General features: G+C 51.9%; 16 protein-coding genes. 7 read left to right on the top strand and 9 right to left on the bottom strand.

Annotated elements, in window-relative coordinates; genetic code table 11:
* The 3 genes from ACETK5_RS19535 to ACETK5_RS19525 all read left to right on the top strand — a co-directional run bounded on the left by ACETK5_RS19535 (position 1) and on the right by ACETK5_RS19525 (position 2,502).
* A complete protein-coding gene (locus tag ACETK5_RS19535; protein WP_326112519.1) occupies positions 1–1,116 on the top strand; it encodes a hypothetical protein in 1,116 nt (371 codons plus the stop codon).
* A 183-nt stretch (positions 1,117–1,299) separates the two neighbouring features.
* On the top strand, positions 1,300–1,656 hold the full coding sequence (locus tag ACETK5_RS19530; protein ID WP_394057211.1) for a cupin domain-containing protein: 357 nt from the start codon (positions 1,300–1,302) through the stop codon (positions 1,654–1,656).
* 36 nt (positions 1,657–1,692) lie between these two features.
* The gene (locus ACETK5_RS19525; protein WP_394057472.1) at positions 1,693–2,502 is read left to right on the top strand and encodes an alpha/beta hydrolase; all 810 of its coding nucleotides are present in this window, start codon (positions 1,693–1,695) and stop codon (positions 2,500–2,502) included.
* An 84-nt stretch (positions 2,503–2,586) separates the two neighbouring features.
* Here the strand turns inward: ACETK5_RS19525 and ACETK5_RS19520 are convergent, their stop codons facing one another.
* From ACETK5_RS19520 to ACETK5_RS19510, 3 genes are read right to left on the bottom strand one after another with little or no spacing between them, the layout of a single operon-like run.
* Entirely contained in the window at positions 2,587–3,690 is a 1,104-nt protein-coding gene (locus tag ACETK5_RS19520) for an ABC transporter permease (RefSeq protein WP_394057209.1), read from the bottom strand.
* Complete coding sequence (locus tag ACETK5_RS19515; protein ID WP_394057207.1) at positions 3,656–4,672, bottom strand: ABC transporter ATP-binding protein; 1,017 nt, start codon at positions 4,670–4,672, stop codon at positions 3,656–3,658. Before ACETK5_RS19515 ends, ACETK5_RS19520 begins: the two co-directional genes overlap by 35 nt.
* Before the next feature lie 5 nt (positions 4,673–4,677).
* Positions 4,678–5,841, bottom strand: coding sequence for a COG1470 family protein (locus tag ACETK5_RS19510; protein WP_394057205.1), 1,164 nt, complete (start codon positions 5,839–5,841; stop codon positions 4,678–4,680).
* A 231-nt stretch (positions 5,842–6,072) separates the two neighbouring features.
* On the opposite strand from ACETK5_RS19510, the gene ACETK5_RS19505 reads away from it, so the two are divergent.
* The 3 genes from ACETK5_RS19505 (at position 6,073) to ACETK5_RS19495 (ending at position 8,670) form a co-directional block, all read left to right on the top strand.
* Positions 6,073–6,678 carry an RNA polymerase sigma factor gene (locus ACETK5_RS19505; protein WP_394057203.1) on the top strand — a complete coding sequence of 202 codons (606 nt, stop codon included), beginning with the start codon at positions 6,073–6,075 and terminating at the stop codon, positions 6,676–6,678.
* Positions 6,653–7,549, top strand: a complete 897-nt coding sequence (locus tag ACETK5_RS19500) for an anti-sigma factor (protein ID WP_394057201.1) — start codon at positions 6,653–6,655, stop codon at positions 7,547–7,549. Before ACETK5_RS19505 ends, ACETK5_RS19500 begins: the two co-directional genes overlap by 26 nt.
* An 86-nt stretch (positions 7,550–7,635) precedes the next feature.
* Positions 7,636–8,670: a dienelactone hydrolase family protein gene (locus ACETK5_RS19495; RefSeq protein WP_394057470.1), complete on the top strand. Its 1,035-nt coding sequence runs from the start codon at positions 7,636–7,638 to the stop codon at positions 8,668–8,670.
* 171 nt (positions 8,671–8,841) lie between these two features.
* On the opposite strand, the gene ACETK5_RS19490 is transcribed toward ACETK5_RS19495, so the two are convergent.
* The 5 genes from ACETK5_RS19490 to ACETK5_RS19470 form a co-directional block, all read right to left on the bottom strand.
* A complete protein-coding gene (locus ACETK5_RS19490) occupies positions 8,842–12,096 on the bottom strand; it encodes a carbohydrate-binding protein (protein ID WP_394057199.1) in 3,255 nt (1,084 codons plus the stop codon).
* Positions 12,097–12,176: 80 nt separating this feature from the next.
* Positions 12,177–13,526 carry an ABC transporter substrate-binding protein gene (locus ACETK5_RS19485; protein ID WP_100535851.1) on the bottom strand — a complete coding sequence of 450 codons (1,350 nt, stop codon included), beginning with the start codon at positions 13,524–13,526 and terminating at the stop codon, positions 12,177–12,179.
* Positions 13,527–13,624: 98 nt separating this feature from the next.
* On the bottom strand, positions 13,625–14,524 hold the full coding sequence (locus ACETK5_RS19480) for a carbohydrate ABC transporter permease (RefSeq protein WP_326112506.1): 900 nt from the start codon (positions 14,522–14,524) through the stop codon (positions 13,625–13,627).
* Between the two features lie 14 nt (positions 14,525–14,538).
* A complete protein-coding gene (locus ACETK5_RS19475; RefSeq protein ID WP_394057196.1) occupies positions 14,539–15,429 on the bottom strand; it encodes a carbohydrate ABC transporter permease in 891 nt (296 codons plus the stop codon).
* Complete coding sequence (locus tag ACETK5_RS19470) at positions 15,416–16,747, bottom strand: glycoside hydrolase family 125 protein (RefSeq protein WP_394057194.1); 1,332 nt, start codon at positions 16,745–16,747, stop codon at positions 15,416–15,418. Before ACETK5_RS19470 ends, ACETK5_RS19475 begins: the two co-directional genes overlap by 14 nt.
* Before the next feature lie 598 nt (positions 16,748–17,345).
* On the opposite strand from ACETK5_RS19470, the gene sigK reads away from it, so the two are divergent.
* A complete protein-coding gene (gene sigK, locus ACETK5_RS19465) occupies positions 17,346–18,047 on the top strand; it encodes an RNA polymerase sporulation sigma factor SigK (protein WP_006208952.1) in 702 nt (233 codons plus the stop codon).
* Positions 18,048–18,238: 191 nt separating this feature from the next.
* Here sigK and ACETK5_RS19460 read toward each other — a convergent pair whose 3' ends face one another.
* Positions 18,239–18,508 carry a hypothetical protein gene (locus ACETK5_RS19460; RefSeq protein WP_246059428.1) on the bottom strand — a complete coding sequence of 90 codons (270 nt, stop codon included), beginning with the start codon at positions 18,506–18,508 and terminating at the stop codon, positions 18,239–18,241.
* Positions 18,509–18,753 lie beyond the last annotated feature (245 nt).

The following is an 18,753-nucleotide window of genomic DNA, read 5'->3' as shown; positions in this document are numbered from 1 at the left end:
ATGACACAGCGATTAGAGGACGTTCTGGAGGGTGGCGACGGACTGTTCGAAGGATTCTTCGAATGGCTTGAGGGACAATATGACGCTGCTTCCGGCGGTTTTTATTATGCCCGCAGTTCCAGGGATTCCGGGACGTTCACGCCGGACATCGAATCGACAGCGCAAGCTTTGGGTATTATCGAGCGCTGCGGGCTTCAGCAAAGGCTGGCCGATGATATTAAGACGGGTATCGTGCGTTTTTTTCAGTCTAAGCAAGACCCTGCGACGGGGTATTTCTATGATGCCGATCCCAGGATGAGAAAAGACGATGTGATGGTGGGACGTGCACTTGGCTACAGCGTAGGAGCACTTCGCAAGTTGGGTGCAGCCCCTTTGCATCCGCTGCCGGGCAATCGAAATATGGCTCCGGCATACTGCCGTTCTCCCGAGGCTTATGCGGAGTGGCTGCGTTCGATCAGTCTTGCGAACAGCTGGCGCGGCTGCGACCGGCTGTGTAACTCGGCCCCTTATTTATCCCAAATGCCGCAGGGTGAGAGGGAGCCGTTTTTGCATGAGGCGCTGTCGTATTTTGCGAGTATTCAAGATCCGGCGACGGGGCTATGGGGCGAAGGCACCCTTTATGTGCGAATATCGGGAACCTTCAAGCTGTTAACGTTCTATAACCGATTTCAAGCACCCTTGCCCCGGACTGCGGAAATATACCGATCCCTGCTCCACGCCCTACGGAACGAGGAGGCGGTTGATATGTGTTATATCCGGAACCCGATCAGCCTCCTGACATCGATGAAGCTGCGCATTCCGGAGGAGGACGTTCTGGAGATCGCGGAAATCACCTTATGGAATATGGCGCGGCTCAAGCGGGCGGACGGGGGATTTTCCAGGGAGATCGATCATTCCCCGCCGGCACCCAATGTGGCCCAAGTGAAGCAAGGTGAGTATTATCCTGACATGCCGGAGGCGGTTCCGCTGGGCAGAGGTGAGGTTGAAGGGGACATGAATGCGGGAACGCAGGCGATTCTTATCCGCTATTCGCTGCGTGAACTCGGGGGGATGCAGGAACGAAAGCTAGATATTCCCGATTCTGTGTTCTCATCCCTACATAGCAGATACGTGTAGATCATGTATGCGTCTGGACCCTCTAAATAAATGTTATCACTCAGTCGAGATGACTTTTCTGAATTTTATGACATGGATAATAGGAATACGCAGACTCTTCGGCGAAGAAGTTATGAAGGGTCTTTAATTTAATGAACCGATGAACGCGAAAATTCGGAGTTTGATTAGCAGAGGAGGAGGATCATGGCGGAAATCGGAGTTTGGGAACAAGCGGAGCCCGGGGTGACAAGGAAGGTGTTTAAACCCGGGACCGGGCTGATGATGATGGAGGTGCATTTTGAAGAAGGGGCGGAAGGTGCACTGCACAGCCATCCCCATGAGCAGATGAGTTACTGTCTGAAGGGCGCCATCGAATTCTATATCAACGGTGAGACGACCCTGGTGCGTCAGGGAGACACCATCGTCATTCCCGGCGGAGCGGAGCATGGGGTAAAAGCACTGGAACCCTCCGCTCTTTTGGATACGTTTACACCCCTGAGACTGGATTTGCTTGGTCCCGGAGTGCCTAAAGCTGAAGGAAATGAAGAATTGAGTGAATAAACGACTTGATATGAGAGACGGAAAGGAATGGATATGATGAAGCTTTGGGAACGGGATATTCCCGGACATGAGTCGGTGGAAGAGACATTCACACCCTACATGACACCTTATCTATTGCAAAATGAAACGCCTCACGGGGCCGTGCTTGTGCTTCCGGGCGGCGGATACGGGGGGCGCGCGGATCATGAGGGCGGTCCGATTGCCTTGTGGCTGAATTCGATTGGTCTATCGGCCTTTGTTGTTCATTACCGTGTTGCCCCTTATCGCCATCCGTATCCGCTGGGCGATGCCCAGCGTGCGGTCCGGCTTGTAAGGCATCACGCCAAGGAATGGAACATCGATCCGGACCGCATCGGAATCCTCGGATTCTCGGCAGGCGGACATCTCGCAGCGAGTGCCAGCACTCATTTCGATGAAGGAAACCCGGAGGCCGTGGATGCTGTGGACCGGCAGAGTTCCCGTCCGAACGCTTCCATTCTCTGTTACCCGGTCATTTCATTTAAGGATTATTACCATGAGGGCTCCATGACCAATTTGTTGGGGGAGGACCCGCCGGAAGACTTGAGAAATGAAATGTCCCTCGAACTTGTGGTAAAACCGGACACCCCTCCTTCCTTTATGTGGCATACCGCCGACGACGGTGCGGTTCCGGTCGAGAACAGCCTGATGTATGCCGGATCACTAAGCCAGCAGCGTATTCCGTTTGAGCTTCATGTTTTCCCGGAAGGCCGGCATGGCCTTGGCCTTGCGGAAGAAGACGCCAGTGTTTCGCAATGGACGGGCCTGTGCGCGAGTTGGCTGCAGAAGATCGGATTCCTGTCGCAAGCGGTCGTTCAGGGAAGGTAGACGGATGCAGCTAAATTGAACCCATGAAAAAAACAAGCTCATCTGAAAAATCATTCAGATGAGCTTGTTCATATAACCTAAAGATCAGGACCGGCCTCTAATTTCCTGTCGGAGGAACAGGACGTAAGAGATGGCGAAGCAGATCAACGTGGCTGCGGTCAGTCCGGTAATTTGCGGCCAGACGAGCAGCAGGCTTTGGCCAAACGGCAGCGGACTTGCGATGGCACCGTACACCTGCTCCTGCGTGAGCGGTCCGAGATTGCGGATGGACGGCATCAACAGGGTGGTCGTCGCTTCATTGAACAGGGTATACGGCGACAGCCGGCCAAGCCAGAGCATCAGATTCTGATAGCTCATGACATCATGGACCGTGGCCGAGGCAGAATCCGGAGCCAATCCTCGTGCCAGCAATTGCAGGATCATATCAAAAAAGAAGCTGAAGAACAGCCAGACCGCAATGCTTGACAGGGCGGAAGTCGCCGGCTGGCGGAATCTTACGGAGAACATAATGGACAGATTCAGCCAGAAGCCAACGTAAAAAATGGTCACGACCAGAAAGCTGAGGATTCTCAAAAATTCCTCAAAGGTTGGCGGTATGCCGATAATCAGGGTGCCCAGCGCCATGGTCAGCAGCCCGAGCGTGATAAACATGATGCTGATGACGATCAGGGAAGCGGCGAATTTGGCATTGAGCAGGTCGTCGCGGTGGATCGGCTGGGCCATGATGCGGCTGAGCGTCCCTTTGTTCCGTTCACTGTTGACGGCATCAAAGCCCATGCCGATTCCGAGCAATGGACCTAAGAAACCGACAAATCCGATGAAGGTCGGGAGGGTGCCATCCGAGAGGGTGAACAGCTTCAGGATGACAAAATCATCGCCCCCGTTCTCCGACCCGAGGGCTTCCCGGATGCTGTTCATAGCCGTATATAGGGAAGCCACGCAGGTTAAGGCAATGATGCCCAGCAGTAAAATGAAGCGCCAGCTCCGGATATGGTCCGCGATCTCTTTACGGACCAGCACGCCGAAGGCTGAAGGCGTGGACGATTTGGCAGATTCTACTGTCACCGATTGGCCGGGGGTGCTGGTCCGCTTGGAAACAATTTTTTTGATGTTTTCGGAGAAGGACTGCAGCCGGCGCCCAATGCCGGCCAGCTTATCCTGTACGCTCAGCACTCTTCGCTCTGCCATGCTCATCACCTCCTGCAAAATAACGGTGGTAGATTTCGTCCAAACCATACTGCTGGCGGTTCAGCGAGAACAGCTGGGCACCTGCATTCACGACCGCGCGGGCAATCTCAGGGCTGCAATCCCTATCGGCCCGGATCAGAACCTTAGCCGATCTGATCGGTATGTCCGCATGCTCAGCCGGATCGCTTTCGATAGACGGAACCTCGATCTGGTGAACTCCTTCGATGTTGCTGATCTCATCCCGCAATTCGAGTCGAAGCTCATCCAGCTCCACGGTGATCATAATCGGATCATCCGCGAACAGGGTCCGGGACAGCCCCTCGACATCCCCTTCGGCAAGCAGCCGTCCCCGCACGAACAGGCCGACGCGGTCGCAAATCTGCTGAACCTGGTGCAGCTGGTGGGAGGACAGCAGTACGGTAAGACCTTGCTCACGGCTTAGCTTCCGTATCAAACGCAGCAGCTCCTCCATTCCTGTTGGATCGATGCCCAAGGTCGGTTCGTCCAGAATGATAATCTCCGGGGATTTCATCAAGACGTCCGCAAGTCCGAGACGCTGTCGCATCCCGCGGGAATAGGCCCCCGTCTTCTTATGGGCTGCCTGCGTGAGCCCTACTTGCTCCAACAGCTCCAGCGCCCTTTCCCGGGCTTGGAAATCGGGGATTCGATTCAGCCGGGCCGTAAGCATCAAATTTTCCAGCCCGGTTCGGTCCTCGTAAAAGCCGACGTCATCGGGCAGATATCCGACCCGCCGCTTGACCGGGATCGGTTCTCTGGTCGGATTGAGGCCAAGCACGTTAATGGTTCCTGAATCCGGCTCGCTGAGTCCGAGCAGCATCAGGATCGTGGTGGATTTGCCCGCACCGTTCGGGCCGAGCAGACCGAAGATCTCGCCGCGTTTAATTTGGAGGGATAAACGGTCCACCACCTTCGTTTCATTGTAGCTCTTCGTCAATTCGTGAATGTCAATGACCGTATCCATCAAGGTTATCTCCTTCCGTATTTACGAATGAGAACATAGATGCCTCCCAGAATTGCAACAATGACGAGCACGCCGATCCAACCCCACAGCATGGAGCCTTTGACGGCTACGCGAAATTGGGCGTCGGCGCTTGCTTCAGCCGCTGCGGCCTTCAGGCTGGTAACATAATCGCCCGCAATGGCTTTGTCGCTTGACGTCAGTTTGGCCTCTACCGTTGTGGATTTGCCTGCGGGCAGATTTTCGATCGTTTTCGGATTGAAGCTTACCTCCCAGTCCACCGGCGTATCGGAGCTAAGATTAATATCCGAGAGGGGCGCTGTTCCCGTATTCTTGACCAGCAGCTCAATGGTTTTGCTGCCGCCCGCATTTACGTTTGTGCTGAGCAAACCGCTTGGTGTTGTCAGCTCCAGCCCATAAGATCCCGTAATGACAGCTTCCAGCGCAAGCTCGGAGGATGTCGATGAATTGGAAGCGCGGATCGGAATGGAGAAGGTGCCTTCCGTTACTTCGGCAGGCGGTTTGACATCGACGGTAATGGATTGACTTGCACCCGCTTCGATTTCGACGGAGGATACCTGCTTGCCGCCGGAGGTGAATGTAACGTCCCATCCCGCTTGGGCATCGGCCTGCAGAGCATAGTTTTGTTTATTGGCAGTTCGGTTTTGCAGATTCACCGTGTAGGTAAACGTGGAATCGGCATGCCCCTCCAGATTGGCTTGATCGGTTGTGAGCTCGGTCTGATAGGTTCCTTTTTCCGTAATATCCACGGTTAATGGCAGAGTGGCCAGGGATCCCGCCGTTACTTGAAACCGGTAGGAGCCTTTATCAACTTTGAGCGGCACGGTAACCTCCAAGGACACCGATTCCGATTCGCCCGGCTTCACGGATACTTCCTTTAGCTGCCAGCCTCCGCCGTTAAGCTTGGTGCTCCAGCCGCTCGGCAGGCTGTTGATTTGGAGCGGAACCGTAATGACGCCGCTCGTATTGTTTTTGACTTCAAGGGGATAATTGATGACTTCCCCCGGCGGAACGGAAATCGAGGTGTAAGGTGTGTACAAGGTGATTTCCCCTGCCGCGAATGCGGTATTTCCTCCACTTAACAAGTAAGTACCCAGGATGAACAAGAGCAGCAGGTTCAGCTGCTTTGCTCTTTTTCTAAGCGATTTCATGACACTACCCCTCCTAATTTATGAATTCATAATGAGTACGTTAGAAGCACCGGGTTTGGATTTATCGGAAAGATTAAAATTAGCTAAAAAATTCATTAAAGGAAGCTGAAAAGTGTCCCGGTTTATTCAAAAGACAAGGAGCGTTTGCTAAAATATTGAATCGAAAATGGCAGTGCGAAAGGCAGGCCATCATGATTCTTTGAGAGGAGAACAGGTTAGGGGGGTTCAGGGATGAACGATCATTCTGCGATGTGGTTGGAGGAGATTGCAGAAGGTTCGGCCGCAGCGTTCAGGCGTTTCTATGATGCCTATGCCCGCCTGGTTTACCGGCTGGCTTTGCAGATGACCAAGGATTCGGCCGAGGCGGAGGAATTATGCCAGGATATCTTCATGGAAGTGCTGCATAAGGCGGATCAGTATGATCCTGCACGCGGAAGCGTCGAGGCTTGGCTGGCTGTGAGAACACGGTGCAGGGCGATGGATCGAATGCGCAAGCGGCAGCGCACGGCTGCAGCCGAATGGATCGAAGAGGCGCTGCCGGAAACGGCATGGAGCGAAGAGCAGGAATCGGTAGAGTTGGCCGCCTTGCGCCGGTTGGAGCTGGAGCAGGTAAAGGAGGCGCTCCAGGGCATTCCGCCCCTTCAGAGGATGGCGGTTTACGGAAGCTACGTCGAGCAGCGCTCCCACCGGGAAATGGCGGAATTGTTAAACCGGCCCGTTGGAACCGTCAAATCCTTAATCCGGTACGGCATCCACAATGTTAGACGGCGGCTGGATGCGATGAACGGGAAGGAAGGGGGGAGCTCGCAGCATGAAACATTCAAAGCAAGACCATGAGCGTTTCGCTCAAGACAACTTTGACTGCCCGTTATATCCCGAGGAGAAGCTTGTTGATTACGTTATGAAGCGATTGCCGTACGCGGAGAGGATGAATGTCGAGCACCATCTTAAGGAATGCAAGACATGTTCCGGGACAGCGGCGGAATGGGCCGACCTTATGGGAGCAGAAGGTATCGCAACGCCATCACATGAATCCGATGTCATCGAGCAGGAGCTGTTTCGAAGCGGTGATATTCATGGCGAACCGCTTGTCGGATCGACTCAGCCTGCAGGTACGAGGGCGGCCATTCGGGAGTCAATGAAGAATCAAGCCGCGGATGGACACATGCCTCCCAAACGACTGCGCAGCAGGCTCCTGCTTGCGGCTTATATCCGGTCCTTCCGAAGCAAAATCCGAATCAGGAAGCATGTTGCATGGCAGGCGATATCCGGAGTACTGTTCATCTTGTTGATAGCCGGTTTATTCACCTTGAAGGGAAACGACGCTCAGACCCATGCGGCCTTCGAACATACGGTGAGCCAGCGGATTGCCGATATGCAAAGCGAGGATACCGAGCGGTATGTCATACAGCCGGTTGAGCCTTTTTACGGCAGCGGCTCGGTGTGGCTAAAACGTGGCTCGGGAGAAATGCTGATCGTTGTGAACGGCCTGCATTCCTTGGAGGAGAAAGACTATCAGGTGTGGCTTCAGGATGAGGATCGGCTGTCGAGCGCGGGCTTTATGCTGGTGCAAGGCCCGCATGGGAAGAGCTATTATTACGGTTTCGGAGCGGAGAAAGCGAAGCGGATTGTGGTCAGCATGGAACCCAAAGGGGGGAGCCGGAGACCGACCGGGCCTGAAGCCGTCCTGGTGAATATGGGGCCTTGATGCCCAGGCATACAGGGGAAATAAGTTATCCAAGGGAAACGCCGTGTCTAAAAACAATGAGTAAATTGAAGGCGGTGAGTACGGTGATGTGGCGCGCAGATGCTTTGCTGGAGTCCATGTATAACGAGGCTATGGGACGAATGAAAGACAGGCAGGTTTCCATGAGCGCCGAAGAGCGCAAAGGGCATTTAAAGCAGGCACTTCGGCAATTGATCGGCGAATTCGAATCCAATGAAAGGCATAAGCCTGTACTGCTCGAACAGGAGCCGTGTGACGGGTATATTCGGGAGAGGGTGGAGCTATCCGCCGTACCGGGCGTGTCCTTTGCGGCGTATGTGTTAATTCCGGAGGGAAACCAAGGGAAGCCGATGCCGGCAGCCGTCGCCGTTCATGGCCATGGCTATGGAAGCAGGGAGATCGTAGGGTTGAAGCAGGACGGATCAAGGGATTCCGATATGCCCTGTATACACCGGCATTTCGCTGTCCAGTTGGTACGGCGGGGCATGGTGGTGATCGCTCCGGATGTAGCCGGTTTCGGTGAGCGCCGGCTTGCGGCGGATCTCGCACGGAATCCGGATGCCCCGAATTCCTGCCACCGGCTGTCCACCCAGCTGATGATGCATGGCAAGACGCTCGCCGGTCTCCGCGTAACCGAGACACTGAAGGCATTGGAGTATGTGGCCGAACGCCCGGAGGTTCAGGCTGACAGAATCGGCATCATGGGTTTTTCGGGAGGCGGGTTTATCTCGTTTTTGAGCGCGGCGCTGGATGACCGAATACGGGCTGCCGTGCTTGCCGGGTACCCCAATACTTTCAAGGACAGCATTATGGCGATGCAGCACTGTGTATGCAATTACATCCCCGGCATCTTGAACTATGCCGAGCTGCCGGAATGGTTGGGACTGATCTGTCCTAGGCCCTTGTTTCTGGAGTCGGGAACCCATGATCGGATATTTCCGGCTGCCGGCTTTGAAGCAGCAGCTCATGAGCTCAGGGAAATATATCGGCACAACGGTGCTGAGGAGAGGCTTCGAACCGATCTGTTCTCCGGAGCGCACGAAATTAGCGGCCGGTATTCGTACGACTGGTTGTTTGAACGGTTAAGCAGCCCGGATTTGTGAAGGGTACTCTTCCCTAGCCGATTCTAATCAGACACTAATTGTAACAGGGCATCGCACGTATGGGCCGCAAGAGACTATGGGTACAGTTGAAATAGAACAAAAAGGGACTCCTGAACATCAGGAGTCCCTTTTTTATACGTTATGCATGGTCGCCGCTATAGCGCTTTATGTTTACTCCAAGCCATCCTGCCAATCTTGGAGCAGGGAGTTCGCATCGGTATTCAATACCGTTTTGGCTTGATCGCTGACGTTGCGTCCCATCGCCTCCTTATTCAGATGCTTGGTGAAATTCTGCATATGCTTGACGGCATGATCCACTCTTCCCAGATCCAGTTGATGCTGTACCTGGTTAAGAGCGTTGGTCAGCTGAGGAATGAGCGCTCCGCTTACATCCCCAGAATCCGCGAATCGGTCGATTAATTGTTTCATGGAAAACACGCTGGTCATGACCCGGAACTGGACTGTCTTCTGAGTTTTGTTACCGGAGCGGTCTTCAGTCGTAACCGTTGCCGTTATGTCGCCCAAATTCCCGGCCAAATCGATGTCGATAGCGTCCTTGGTCAATGGATCCAGCGTATATACTTTATCGCCGATGGTTATTTCGGCTAATTGGATGGCAGAAGTGTCCATGATTTTGAAGCTGAGAGCCATGTAATCCTCCAAAGAATCGCCATCTTCCAAGCTCTTGCCATTAACAGTCAAAGAGAAGGAAGGAGAATCGGTAACCTCGATGGTGACTCCCTGCGATACATTCCCGGACCGATCAATGGACCGGATGAAGAGCGAATAGTCCTTGCCCGCTTCGATTCCCTGTATCACCGCTGTTTGAATTCCCCGATTTACCTCAATGACGTCGCCGACCTGCTGTCCATTACTCCGCAGCGTAATTTGCACTTTTTGAGCATCGATATCGTAGGGACCATCCCAAGACAGCGTCATCTTGCCCTCGCCGCGCTTCACCTGAACATTCTCTACCTCGCCCGGAGCAACATGGTCCTCTTCAGGCATAGGAGGAGTCGGAGTCTCTGTGAATACGGCCGGATCGCCAAAAGTGAATTTATCAAAGTTATATAACCAGTCTCCGCCTTTAAAAGACAGGAATACAATGTGTTTTCCCGTTACAGGGGTCGTTACATCCGTCGAGGAAACTTTGAAATTTTGCCAGCCCCCGGTTCCTGAGACGGTGGCTGTTGCAATGACCGGACCGCCCAGACTGTCCAGTCTGACCTCGATTGTCCCGCCAGCCGTGGCGCTGGCTGCATTGACATGGAATTGGGTAGGGCTTTCGCTGCCAAAATCGATGTAATTGTACATAGCATAAGGGTTATTCGGTCCAAACATCCCGGCCAGGTAAGTTTCCCCGCCGCCGGTTTCTCTGCCGAAGCCTACTCCGTTTGTATAGTTTTCGGCTTCCAGCTTGTCGTAAGCATCCCTTGCTTTTCCTTTCATGGTGGTAAAGGTGAACCACTCCAGATTGAGAGGGTAGTCACTGCCGTTCGCTCCCTTGAAAACAAGGTATACGTCGTGAACACCTACAGCTAAGGTGTCATCGATATTCGCCATGATATCGACCCAGTTATCCCAGCTTCCCAGCGCCGGAATTTGAATGACCCCTGCGGTAGGTCCATCCAGACTGTCCAATTTAACCTCGATCGTGCCGCCTTGATTGCCGCTGGCCACATGCACCGTGATGCCAGCCGCGCCAGATCCGAAATCAATTCCTTCATAAGAGGCATAGGCATTGTGATGGATTGCGTCCAAATATCCGAACTCGGCATGTTTACTAAGTCCTTCGCTGCTGTCGTAATTTCCGGCCTTAAGCTTGGCATAGGCGTCGGTTTCCGTCGGGTCCGTCGTTGTGAATTTAACCCAGTTCAAATTGAATAAATAATCGTCGTTCGTCTTGGTGAAGACAAGATACACATCATGGACGCCGGTTATCGCGCTCGGCGCTCCCTGGTCATCTTTAAGGAGGGTGACGGCATCGATATATTGATTCCAGTCGCCCGTTCCCTCTACGTTCAAGGTCCCGACTTTGGGGCCATCCTTGGAATCGAGCCGGATCTCAATGTTACCTCCGCCTGTTCCGCTGGACGCTCTGGCAATGAACCCGATCGCACCGTCTGATCCGAAGTCCACATTTTTGTAAGCGGCATAAGAGCCATGCTGTATTCCGCCTAATTGCAGCGAACCTTCGAACGCGCCTTCCAGAACGAAACCGGACCCGATATTGTAACGTTCCGCTTCGATTTTATCGAAGGGGTTTTTAACGCCATAATGAAGCTCCGCTTCCATCGGTTTGATACCGTTTAAAGCTTGAACGGCTGCGGCCGAGGACCAGGATTCATAGGTTCCGGACAGCAGTTGTCCCGCCCAGTTTCCATCCACGATATGATCCGAATTCCGGTGACTCCAGGCCATTTCGATATTGAATGCAAGCCATTCGTCGAATTCAGCACTGAATTCCGGGTACTGGCCGGTTTCATCCAGTGTCTTTTGCAGATGGGCCAGATTGCGCATAAGGATCGTTTTGCCGCCTTTCAGATCCCCGTTGGGACCTTCATAATTCAAAATCCCGTTTGAATCCACCAGATGGTTTTTGGTGAATTTAGCGGCTTTGACCGCGTCATCGAGGTAAACGGCATTTCCGGTCGCTTTATACAATCCGACGGCCGACCCGATGTATGTACCCTGGTTGTAGTGAGTGGCATCCGGAACCGCGCCATGTTCAATTTCGATGCGGTCGAACACTTTTCCGTTTCCGTCCGTAAGCATCGTTTTGCCCCATCTGAATATTTTGGTTGCCGCGTTTAGATAATGCTCATCTTTCGTAATATCGTAAAGATAAAGCGCCGCTTGCGCCGCCGGGAAATTAATGCACGCATTTTTGGTATTATGGTCGCTGTTCAGCCACCAAATGCCGCCGTTTGCGAACTCTTCATCCCACTGCGTATCGTACACAAAATCGAAATGATCCCTCGCGGCTTCCAAATATCTTGGGTTTCCGGTGATTTGATAGGCTCTGGCGCTTCCCATCGCCCACCACATAATATCGTCATTGAACGGGTTATTCGTCCAATCTTGCCCGTACTTGGCGACGGTGCCGTCATATACATCGTCGATTTGCGTTTTAAGCTCGGCTTTCAAAGCAGGATCGGATGTATGCTGATACGCATCCATGACCAATTCCCACAGCTCAGCCTCCACCCAGAAGTCTTGATGCTTTTCGCGCTTCGAGTCCTTCCAGAACATCTTGGCGTTCGGATCCCAAAATGTATCGTTAAAAGCTTTCATCGCTGTATCCCCATCTGATGCGGTATAGGCGTAGGCTTTGGACGTTCCGATGCCCGGCATGGAACCGAGCATGAGCGCGATAGCCAGAGGCACCGCCAGAAACCTGAAAAGTTGACCTGATCTTAGTGACATGAATGTTCCTCCTCTATTTTCAAATCGAAGCCGATCCGTTCCATTCATGATCGGCTTCATGAGCTTAACGGTTCCGGTTACTACTTGCCGGTCGTAATCACTTTGTTGATTTTTTCGGCCATCACATCCAGTTCGGTGATCGGGGCTTTGCCCATCAGAATGTTTTTCCATGATGCTTCAATGAACGGGTACGCTTTGCCAGCCCACGTCGACAGGAAACGAACCGGCTGCGTATTCTGGGATTTCAGGATATGATCCAGTCCTTCGCCCACTTCAGGATGTCCGGCCGTTTTCAGCGCTTCGTAATAAGCTGCGGAAGAAGCTTGATAGGCTGCGGGAGCCACCGGGGTTGAAGGGAGAACTTCCTCGTACATTTTGGAATCCAGATACTTGAGGACTTTCCATACCGCTTCCGGATTTTTGAGCGTTGCCGGACTGGACCAGCCTACGGCGTCATAAATCTCGGTCTGGCTGTTAACCACCGGCATCGGCACGTAGCCCCACTCCAATTCCTTCGGAGCCGTACGGATCAAATCGTCGGCTACCCATTGCCCTTGCAGGGTCATCGGGACTTTACCTTGTTTGAACGAACTCATGGCATTCGTTAAATCAAAGGTAGGAGGATTCATGTAACCATTTGCAATGGCAGCCTTATATTTTTCGACGCCTTCCCTGAACGGGTCGCTGATTTCCACCTTCGTTGGATTGATGATGGCATCAGCGAAGGGAGCACCGCCTGCGGAAACCGAATAGAGAGAGACATGGAAGGGGTCAAGGGGGGCGTAATAACCAAATTGCTGCACGCCGCCCTGATTGCTCGAAAGCTTCTCCATCGCCGTGAAGAATTCATCATAGGTCCAGCCAATCTTCGGTTCCGGAAGACCTGCATCCTGGAATGATTTTTTATTGTAAAAAATGCCGTATGTGTTCAAAAGGCCCGGCAATCCGACCAACTTGCCTTCATAGTACCAGCTGTCTACCACGCCCTCGTAGAAGCCCTCCATGAACGCTTTGTCCTGTGTTGCAAGCTCCGTCCAGTCATAGAGAAGTCCTTTGCCGGCATTATCGAGCAGCATGTCGTTACCGGTCATGAAGATGTCGGGTGCTTTCTTCGCCGTGATCATTCCGTTAATTTTGACACCGTAATTGTCCAATGGAGTAGGGATGAGCTTCACTTTGATGTCAGGGTTATCCTCTTCGAATTTTTTCATGGATGCCATGATTTTTTCGTTCATGGCCGCCGACTCCCAAGTAATCATCGTGACTTCGACGGGTTTCTTGGACCCGGCGTTATCTTCTCCGGATGGTGTGTTCCCGGGACTCGCCGAACCGGAGCCTCCGCCGCTGTTGCCGCCGCAAGCGGCCAGCAGACTTGAAAATAACAGTAAAGCGATGATTCCACTGGCCCACTTTCTTGCACCCTGTCTCATTGAAAGACCTCCCAATGGTAAATTTAATGAACTGAGCATCACCTGTTTTTTACTTCAGTCAATCCCGGTCGGCATCACCTCCCATATGGTCGGAAGCTTTACTTTAAACCCGCGGAATTCATGGAGCCGAGCCCCTGCATAAAAAACTTCTGGCCAAAGAAGAAGAGCAGCAGCATCGGCAGGATATAAATCAAATCCGCTGCCATGAACAGATTCCAGGCTGTCGCATAGGTGCCCGTATAGGTAGCCATCGCCAGCGACAACGTCCATTTGCTTGGATCGATAATATAGAGCAAAGGTTCCAAATATTGATTCCATGCCCCTTGGAACGCAAATATTACCATGGTCATGATGACCGGCATGGACATCGGCACCAATACCTTAAGCAGCACATAAAGGTCCGATGCTCCGTCTATTTTCGCAGCCTCGTCAAATGAAACGGAGATTGTTTTTATATACTGGACAAACAGGAACGAGAACGTGGCGTTTCCAAAAAAGGCGGGAACGATAATCGGCAGCCAGGAATCGTACCATCCAATGCTGGTGTACAGGTTAAACATAGGGATCATGCCTACAAATCCGGGAAGCATAAGGCTCCCTATAAAAAGCGAGAACCACAGCTTACGTCCCGGGAACTTGAGCCGTGCGAGCCCGTAGCCCACCAGCACCGAGCTTATAATCTGTCCGATTGTGCAGGTAATCGCGATAAACAGGGAGTTGCCAAACGTTTGCCAAAAGTTGATTTCTTTTGTTCCGGTTACAAAATTGGACCAATGAAATTCCCGCGGAAACCATTCGGGCGGAATTTTGAACACGTCGTTGTTGCTCTTCAGCGCAATGGTAACCATCCAGAAGAGGGGGAACAGCATCGCAATGGCGCCGATCGCCAATAAGATAAAACGAATGGCGTCTATCCAGTTAAACCGTACTCTTCGCTTTACGCGTATGTCCGCTGTATTCAAATTTCCTCGTTGTTTGGGCCGTACTTCCGCTTGCATCACTTCTTACCCCCTTATTTGTCGCTTTCGTAATAAACGAACCGGTTGGAGTACCGATAAGAAATCACGGTAAAAATCATGATGATGACAAACAGTACCCACACCTCCGCAATGGCATAACCAAACATTCTTCCGTTGAAGGTGTCGGTATAGATTTTGTAATTCAGCAGGGAGGTGGAAAAGTTCGGGCCGCCTCCGGTCAGCACCTGAACCTGGTTGAACGCCTGGAATGCGCCGATGATGCCGAGTATAAGCTGCAGGAACAGGATCGGGGTGATCATGGGCAGCGTAATGTTTAACGACATCCGCCACCTGGAGGCGCCGTCGACTTCTGCCGCTTCATACATTTCCTGAGGAACCGACTGCAGACCGCTCAGAAAAATGATGACACTGGATCCGACCTGCCATAAACCGATTAAAACAATGGATGGAAGCGCTGTCGTTTCGCTGGTTAACCAAGTGCCCGGCGGCAGTCCGAACTCTCTTAGCAGCGAATTCGCCAGACCATATTGCGGCTCATAAATGAATTGCCACAATGTGAGCGTGGCGATGGAGGGAACGACAACGGGAAGATAAAAGATCGTGCGGAACCATTTGATGCCGGTCAAGTTTTTGTTCAGCATCATGGCCAATAACAAGCCTAGGATCAGCGATAAAGGAACACTCAGGATCACGAAGTAAAACGTTGCCCGGATCGAAGGCCAAAAAGCCGGATCCTCGGTGAAGAGGTATCTAAAGTTCTCAAAGCCGACAAAACGGGGGGAATCGTACCCGCTCCATTCTGTCAAGGCGTAATACATGGACGACAACAGGGGGTAGGCGACAAAAACGCTGAAGCCGATAATGGACGGTAAAATGAACAGATATCCGATGACCCAGCCGCGAAGCTTCCTATTGGTTCCCATGGTGATCTCGATGACCTCCTCCAATATCTATCGCTTTGACTCGAATGCCGCAGTAATCCATGATCAGTTCGCAAAACATCATGTTAGCCCAGGAAAACCATGGGCGGGTATAACGGGCAGGGTCGTCGACCAGAAATCCTTCATGCATCATGCCGGTGCCTGCATCGGTATCCGCCATCAGCCGAAGCAGCCGAAATTTCTCTTCCCGATCGGTAGTCGTCAAGCCTTGAATCGCCAGCGCAATCGGCCAGATATAACGATCAGGCGTATGGGGGCTTCCAACGCCCGCAGCGGCAGTGCCCTGATAATAATACGGATTGGCGTGGCTCAGCACGAACCTGCGGGTATTTTGATAGACCGGGTCATCAGCGCTTGTGTAACCCAAATACGGAATGGACAAAAGGCTGGGGACGTTGGCGTCATCCATTAACAGGTGGCTTCCCATCCCGTCCGTTTCATAGGCATAAATTTTGCCATATTCGGGATGCTCGAGAACGCCGTACGACTCAATGCCATGACGGATCTCTACGGAAAGTTTCTCCGCCTCCGCTTCCAACTCGGGATCGCGCAGGACATCGCGGGAAATCTCCGCCAGATATCCAAGCACAACGACGGCGAACATATTGGATGGAATGAGGTATCCGTAGGCGCAGGCGTCGTCGCTCGGGCGGAAGCCGGACCAGGTCATTCCTGTATAAGCCACCTCCGTCCCTTTTCCGCCGCGCGGCAGCGTGTCGCTTGGAGGACAATCGAAGCGTTCGAAGTAATACGGCGATTTCGATTCATGATGCTGCTCGGTTCGCCAGATGTCCAGAATGACCCTAGAGGCTGAATGGAACGTTTGATCCAGATGCGAGGTCCTGCCGGTTTCTTTCCATAGCAGGTAAGCAAGCTGGATGGGATAGCATAACGAATCGATCTCATATTTGCGCTCCCATAGCCATGGATTCATGGCGGTGCGGTCGTTCTGGTGGCCTTGACCGGAAGGCGAATCATTGAATGCATTGGCGTATGGATCAAGCAGGATGAATGCTGTTTGCCTGCGTACGAGCCCCTCGATCAAATCGGCCAGCTTCTCGTCTTGGCCCGCGGGAACGAGGAAGGGGCGGATTTGGGCAGCCGAATCCCTCAGCCACATGGCCGGAATATCGCCGGTAATGACAAAGGTGGTACCGTCGGGCTGTTTTTGAATGGTCGAACCCAGCGTATTGTCCAGCATGCTCCTGAACATATGTCCGAGCTTCGGGTAAGCTGAGGTGCCTTCGGTTATCGTGCGGTTCAAATCATGCAGTACAGAAAAATAGTCCAACGTGTACATGTAAGCTCTTCTCCCTTCCATTCTTCAGGGTGTTGATCGTTTTGTAGGTCATTATATAAAACGCTTACATTTAATATAATTACATACCAATTTAATGTCAATATATTATATTAAGAAAAATTATGGCTGTTATATTGTGTGAGTGTAATGAATGTCTTATCGATCAATCTGTGGGTCCGTCGCTTATATTTACAAAAAGTCAACCTCCCTCGTTATGAGGGTAGAAATGCTGGACTTGAATGATTGATTTGAGCCAAAAAGTTTTGTGTTAGATTCGGAATGTACCGTGCGGCAAATGCAATTCATCGGTTGTTGTAGCTTATTTTCATAACATGATATATTGGTATGTGTTGAATGGATGATCACTAGTTGCGGTAGTTCGTTGCTTGGTTGAGGAATCAACCAAAAAAACAATTGGCGTATAATTGCGGGCTTTCTTTTATGAATGGTCGGACAGATGTGGGAGATTAAACGTTTTTACGAATCACTTTCCCGCGTACAGGCACTTCTGGGCCGTTGCCTACATACAATGAGAAGACCGAGAGACCGAGCGCGATAAGGGCCGGTTGCATTGTAACTTCGCAGGAGGTGTCCTAAAGTGCCTGGATTGTTTACCGCAATTGCTTTGTTCATAAAAGAGTTGACCCTGCTCGTTTCGTACGTGAAAAACAACGCGTTTCCCCAGCCTCTGACCGAGGAAGAGGAAGCTAAACATCTGCAGCGAATGGCCGAAGGCGATCCTCAATCGCGCAATAAACTGATTGAGCATAATCTTCGGCTGGTTGCGCACATCGTCAAAAAGTTCGATAACACCGGCGAGGATTTAGAAGACTTGATTTCCATCGGGACGATAGGACTCATCAAGGCGATTGAAAGCTTCAGGCCGAATAAAGGCACGAAGCTGGCGACATTTGCTGCCCGTTGTATAGAAAATGAGATACTGATGCATCTTCGTTCCTTGAAGAAGACACGAAAAGACGTATCTCTTCATGATCCGATTGGAACGGACAAAGAGGGGAATGAGATTACACTTATCGATATCCTCGGGACCGAAGCGGATGATATCGTGGATGCCGTGCAGTTGAAGATTGAGAAGAGTAAAATCTACCGGAACCTCGATATATTGGACGACCGGGAGAAGGAAGTCGTTATTGGACGTTTCGGACTGGAAGCTGGCGGAGAAGAACGGACGCAGCGTGAGATTGCCAAGGAACTCGGCATTTCGCGCAGCTATGTATCGCGGATCGAGAAGCGGGCGCTGATGAAGCTGTATCATGAGTTTTACAAGCAGAAGCGGTAGGAAGCAAGCTGTGTTAACCACTGATGACCGAAACGGGAATGTCGATATAGAGCTACTAAAGCCACTTCCTGTGATGGAAGTGGCTTTAGCTTGTTTTCTCGGGGCCGCAAACCGCATGCTTGGCAAGAGGCCTTTACCATACGGGTTCAATTAATTGTTCTGGCCAGCCTGTGAGCTGCTGCTGGCTTGATTTATGTAGGGCTCAGCTTGCTCGGCTTGGTCAGTGAATGCAGCCCAAAGCGCACCTGACGCTCGGATTTGCGCTGTTGCCATTGCAGCACGCGGCGAATCGCCATTGGAGCGATCATACTGCCAATCATGCCGAGCAGATCGGATTGGAGCGCTTTTTGAGCGATAATATAACCGCAAGACCCCCCGATAAATTCAATGGACATATAGCGCTTTACGCTGGATAACGTGATAACATAAATCACGAATTCATCTTCCTTTTTGATAGGCATGTGCTCCTCCCTCCACTCCTTCCTCTCTCTAACCGCAGCCGACGGTGTATCTCTTCGTGGGACAGCGAGTCGATAGAAGGTTCTCACAAGAAAAACATCCGCCACATGCGGTTTGTCTTTTTGAAAAAGTATGATGATCGGCGTTTTTCTTTTGCCATTTTATGTGTTTTTATAGGCCGTTATGCTTGCGAAGCGGAGGTTACAAGCCTGGTTACGACAAAAACCAACCGTCTTGTCCAAAGAAC

It is taken from the genome of Paenibacillus ilasis, from assembly GCF_043195395.1.
Classification (GTDB): Bacteria; Bacillota; Bacilli; order Paenibacillales; family Paenibacillaceae; genus Paenibacillus_AQ; species Paenibacillus_AQ lautus.
Note: the sequence above shows the minus strand (reverse complement) of the source record. Positions and strands in the feature narration are given on the sequence as shown.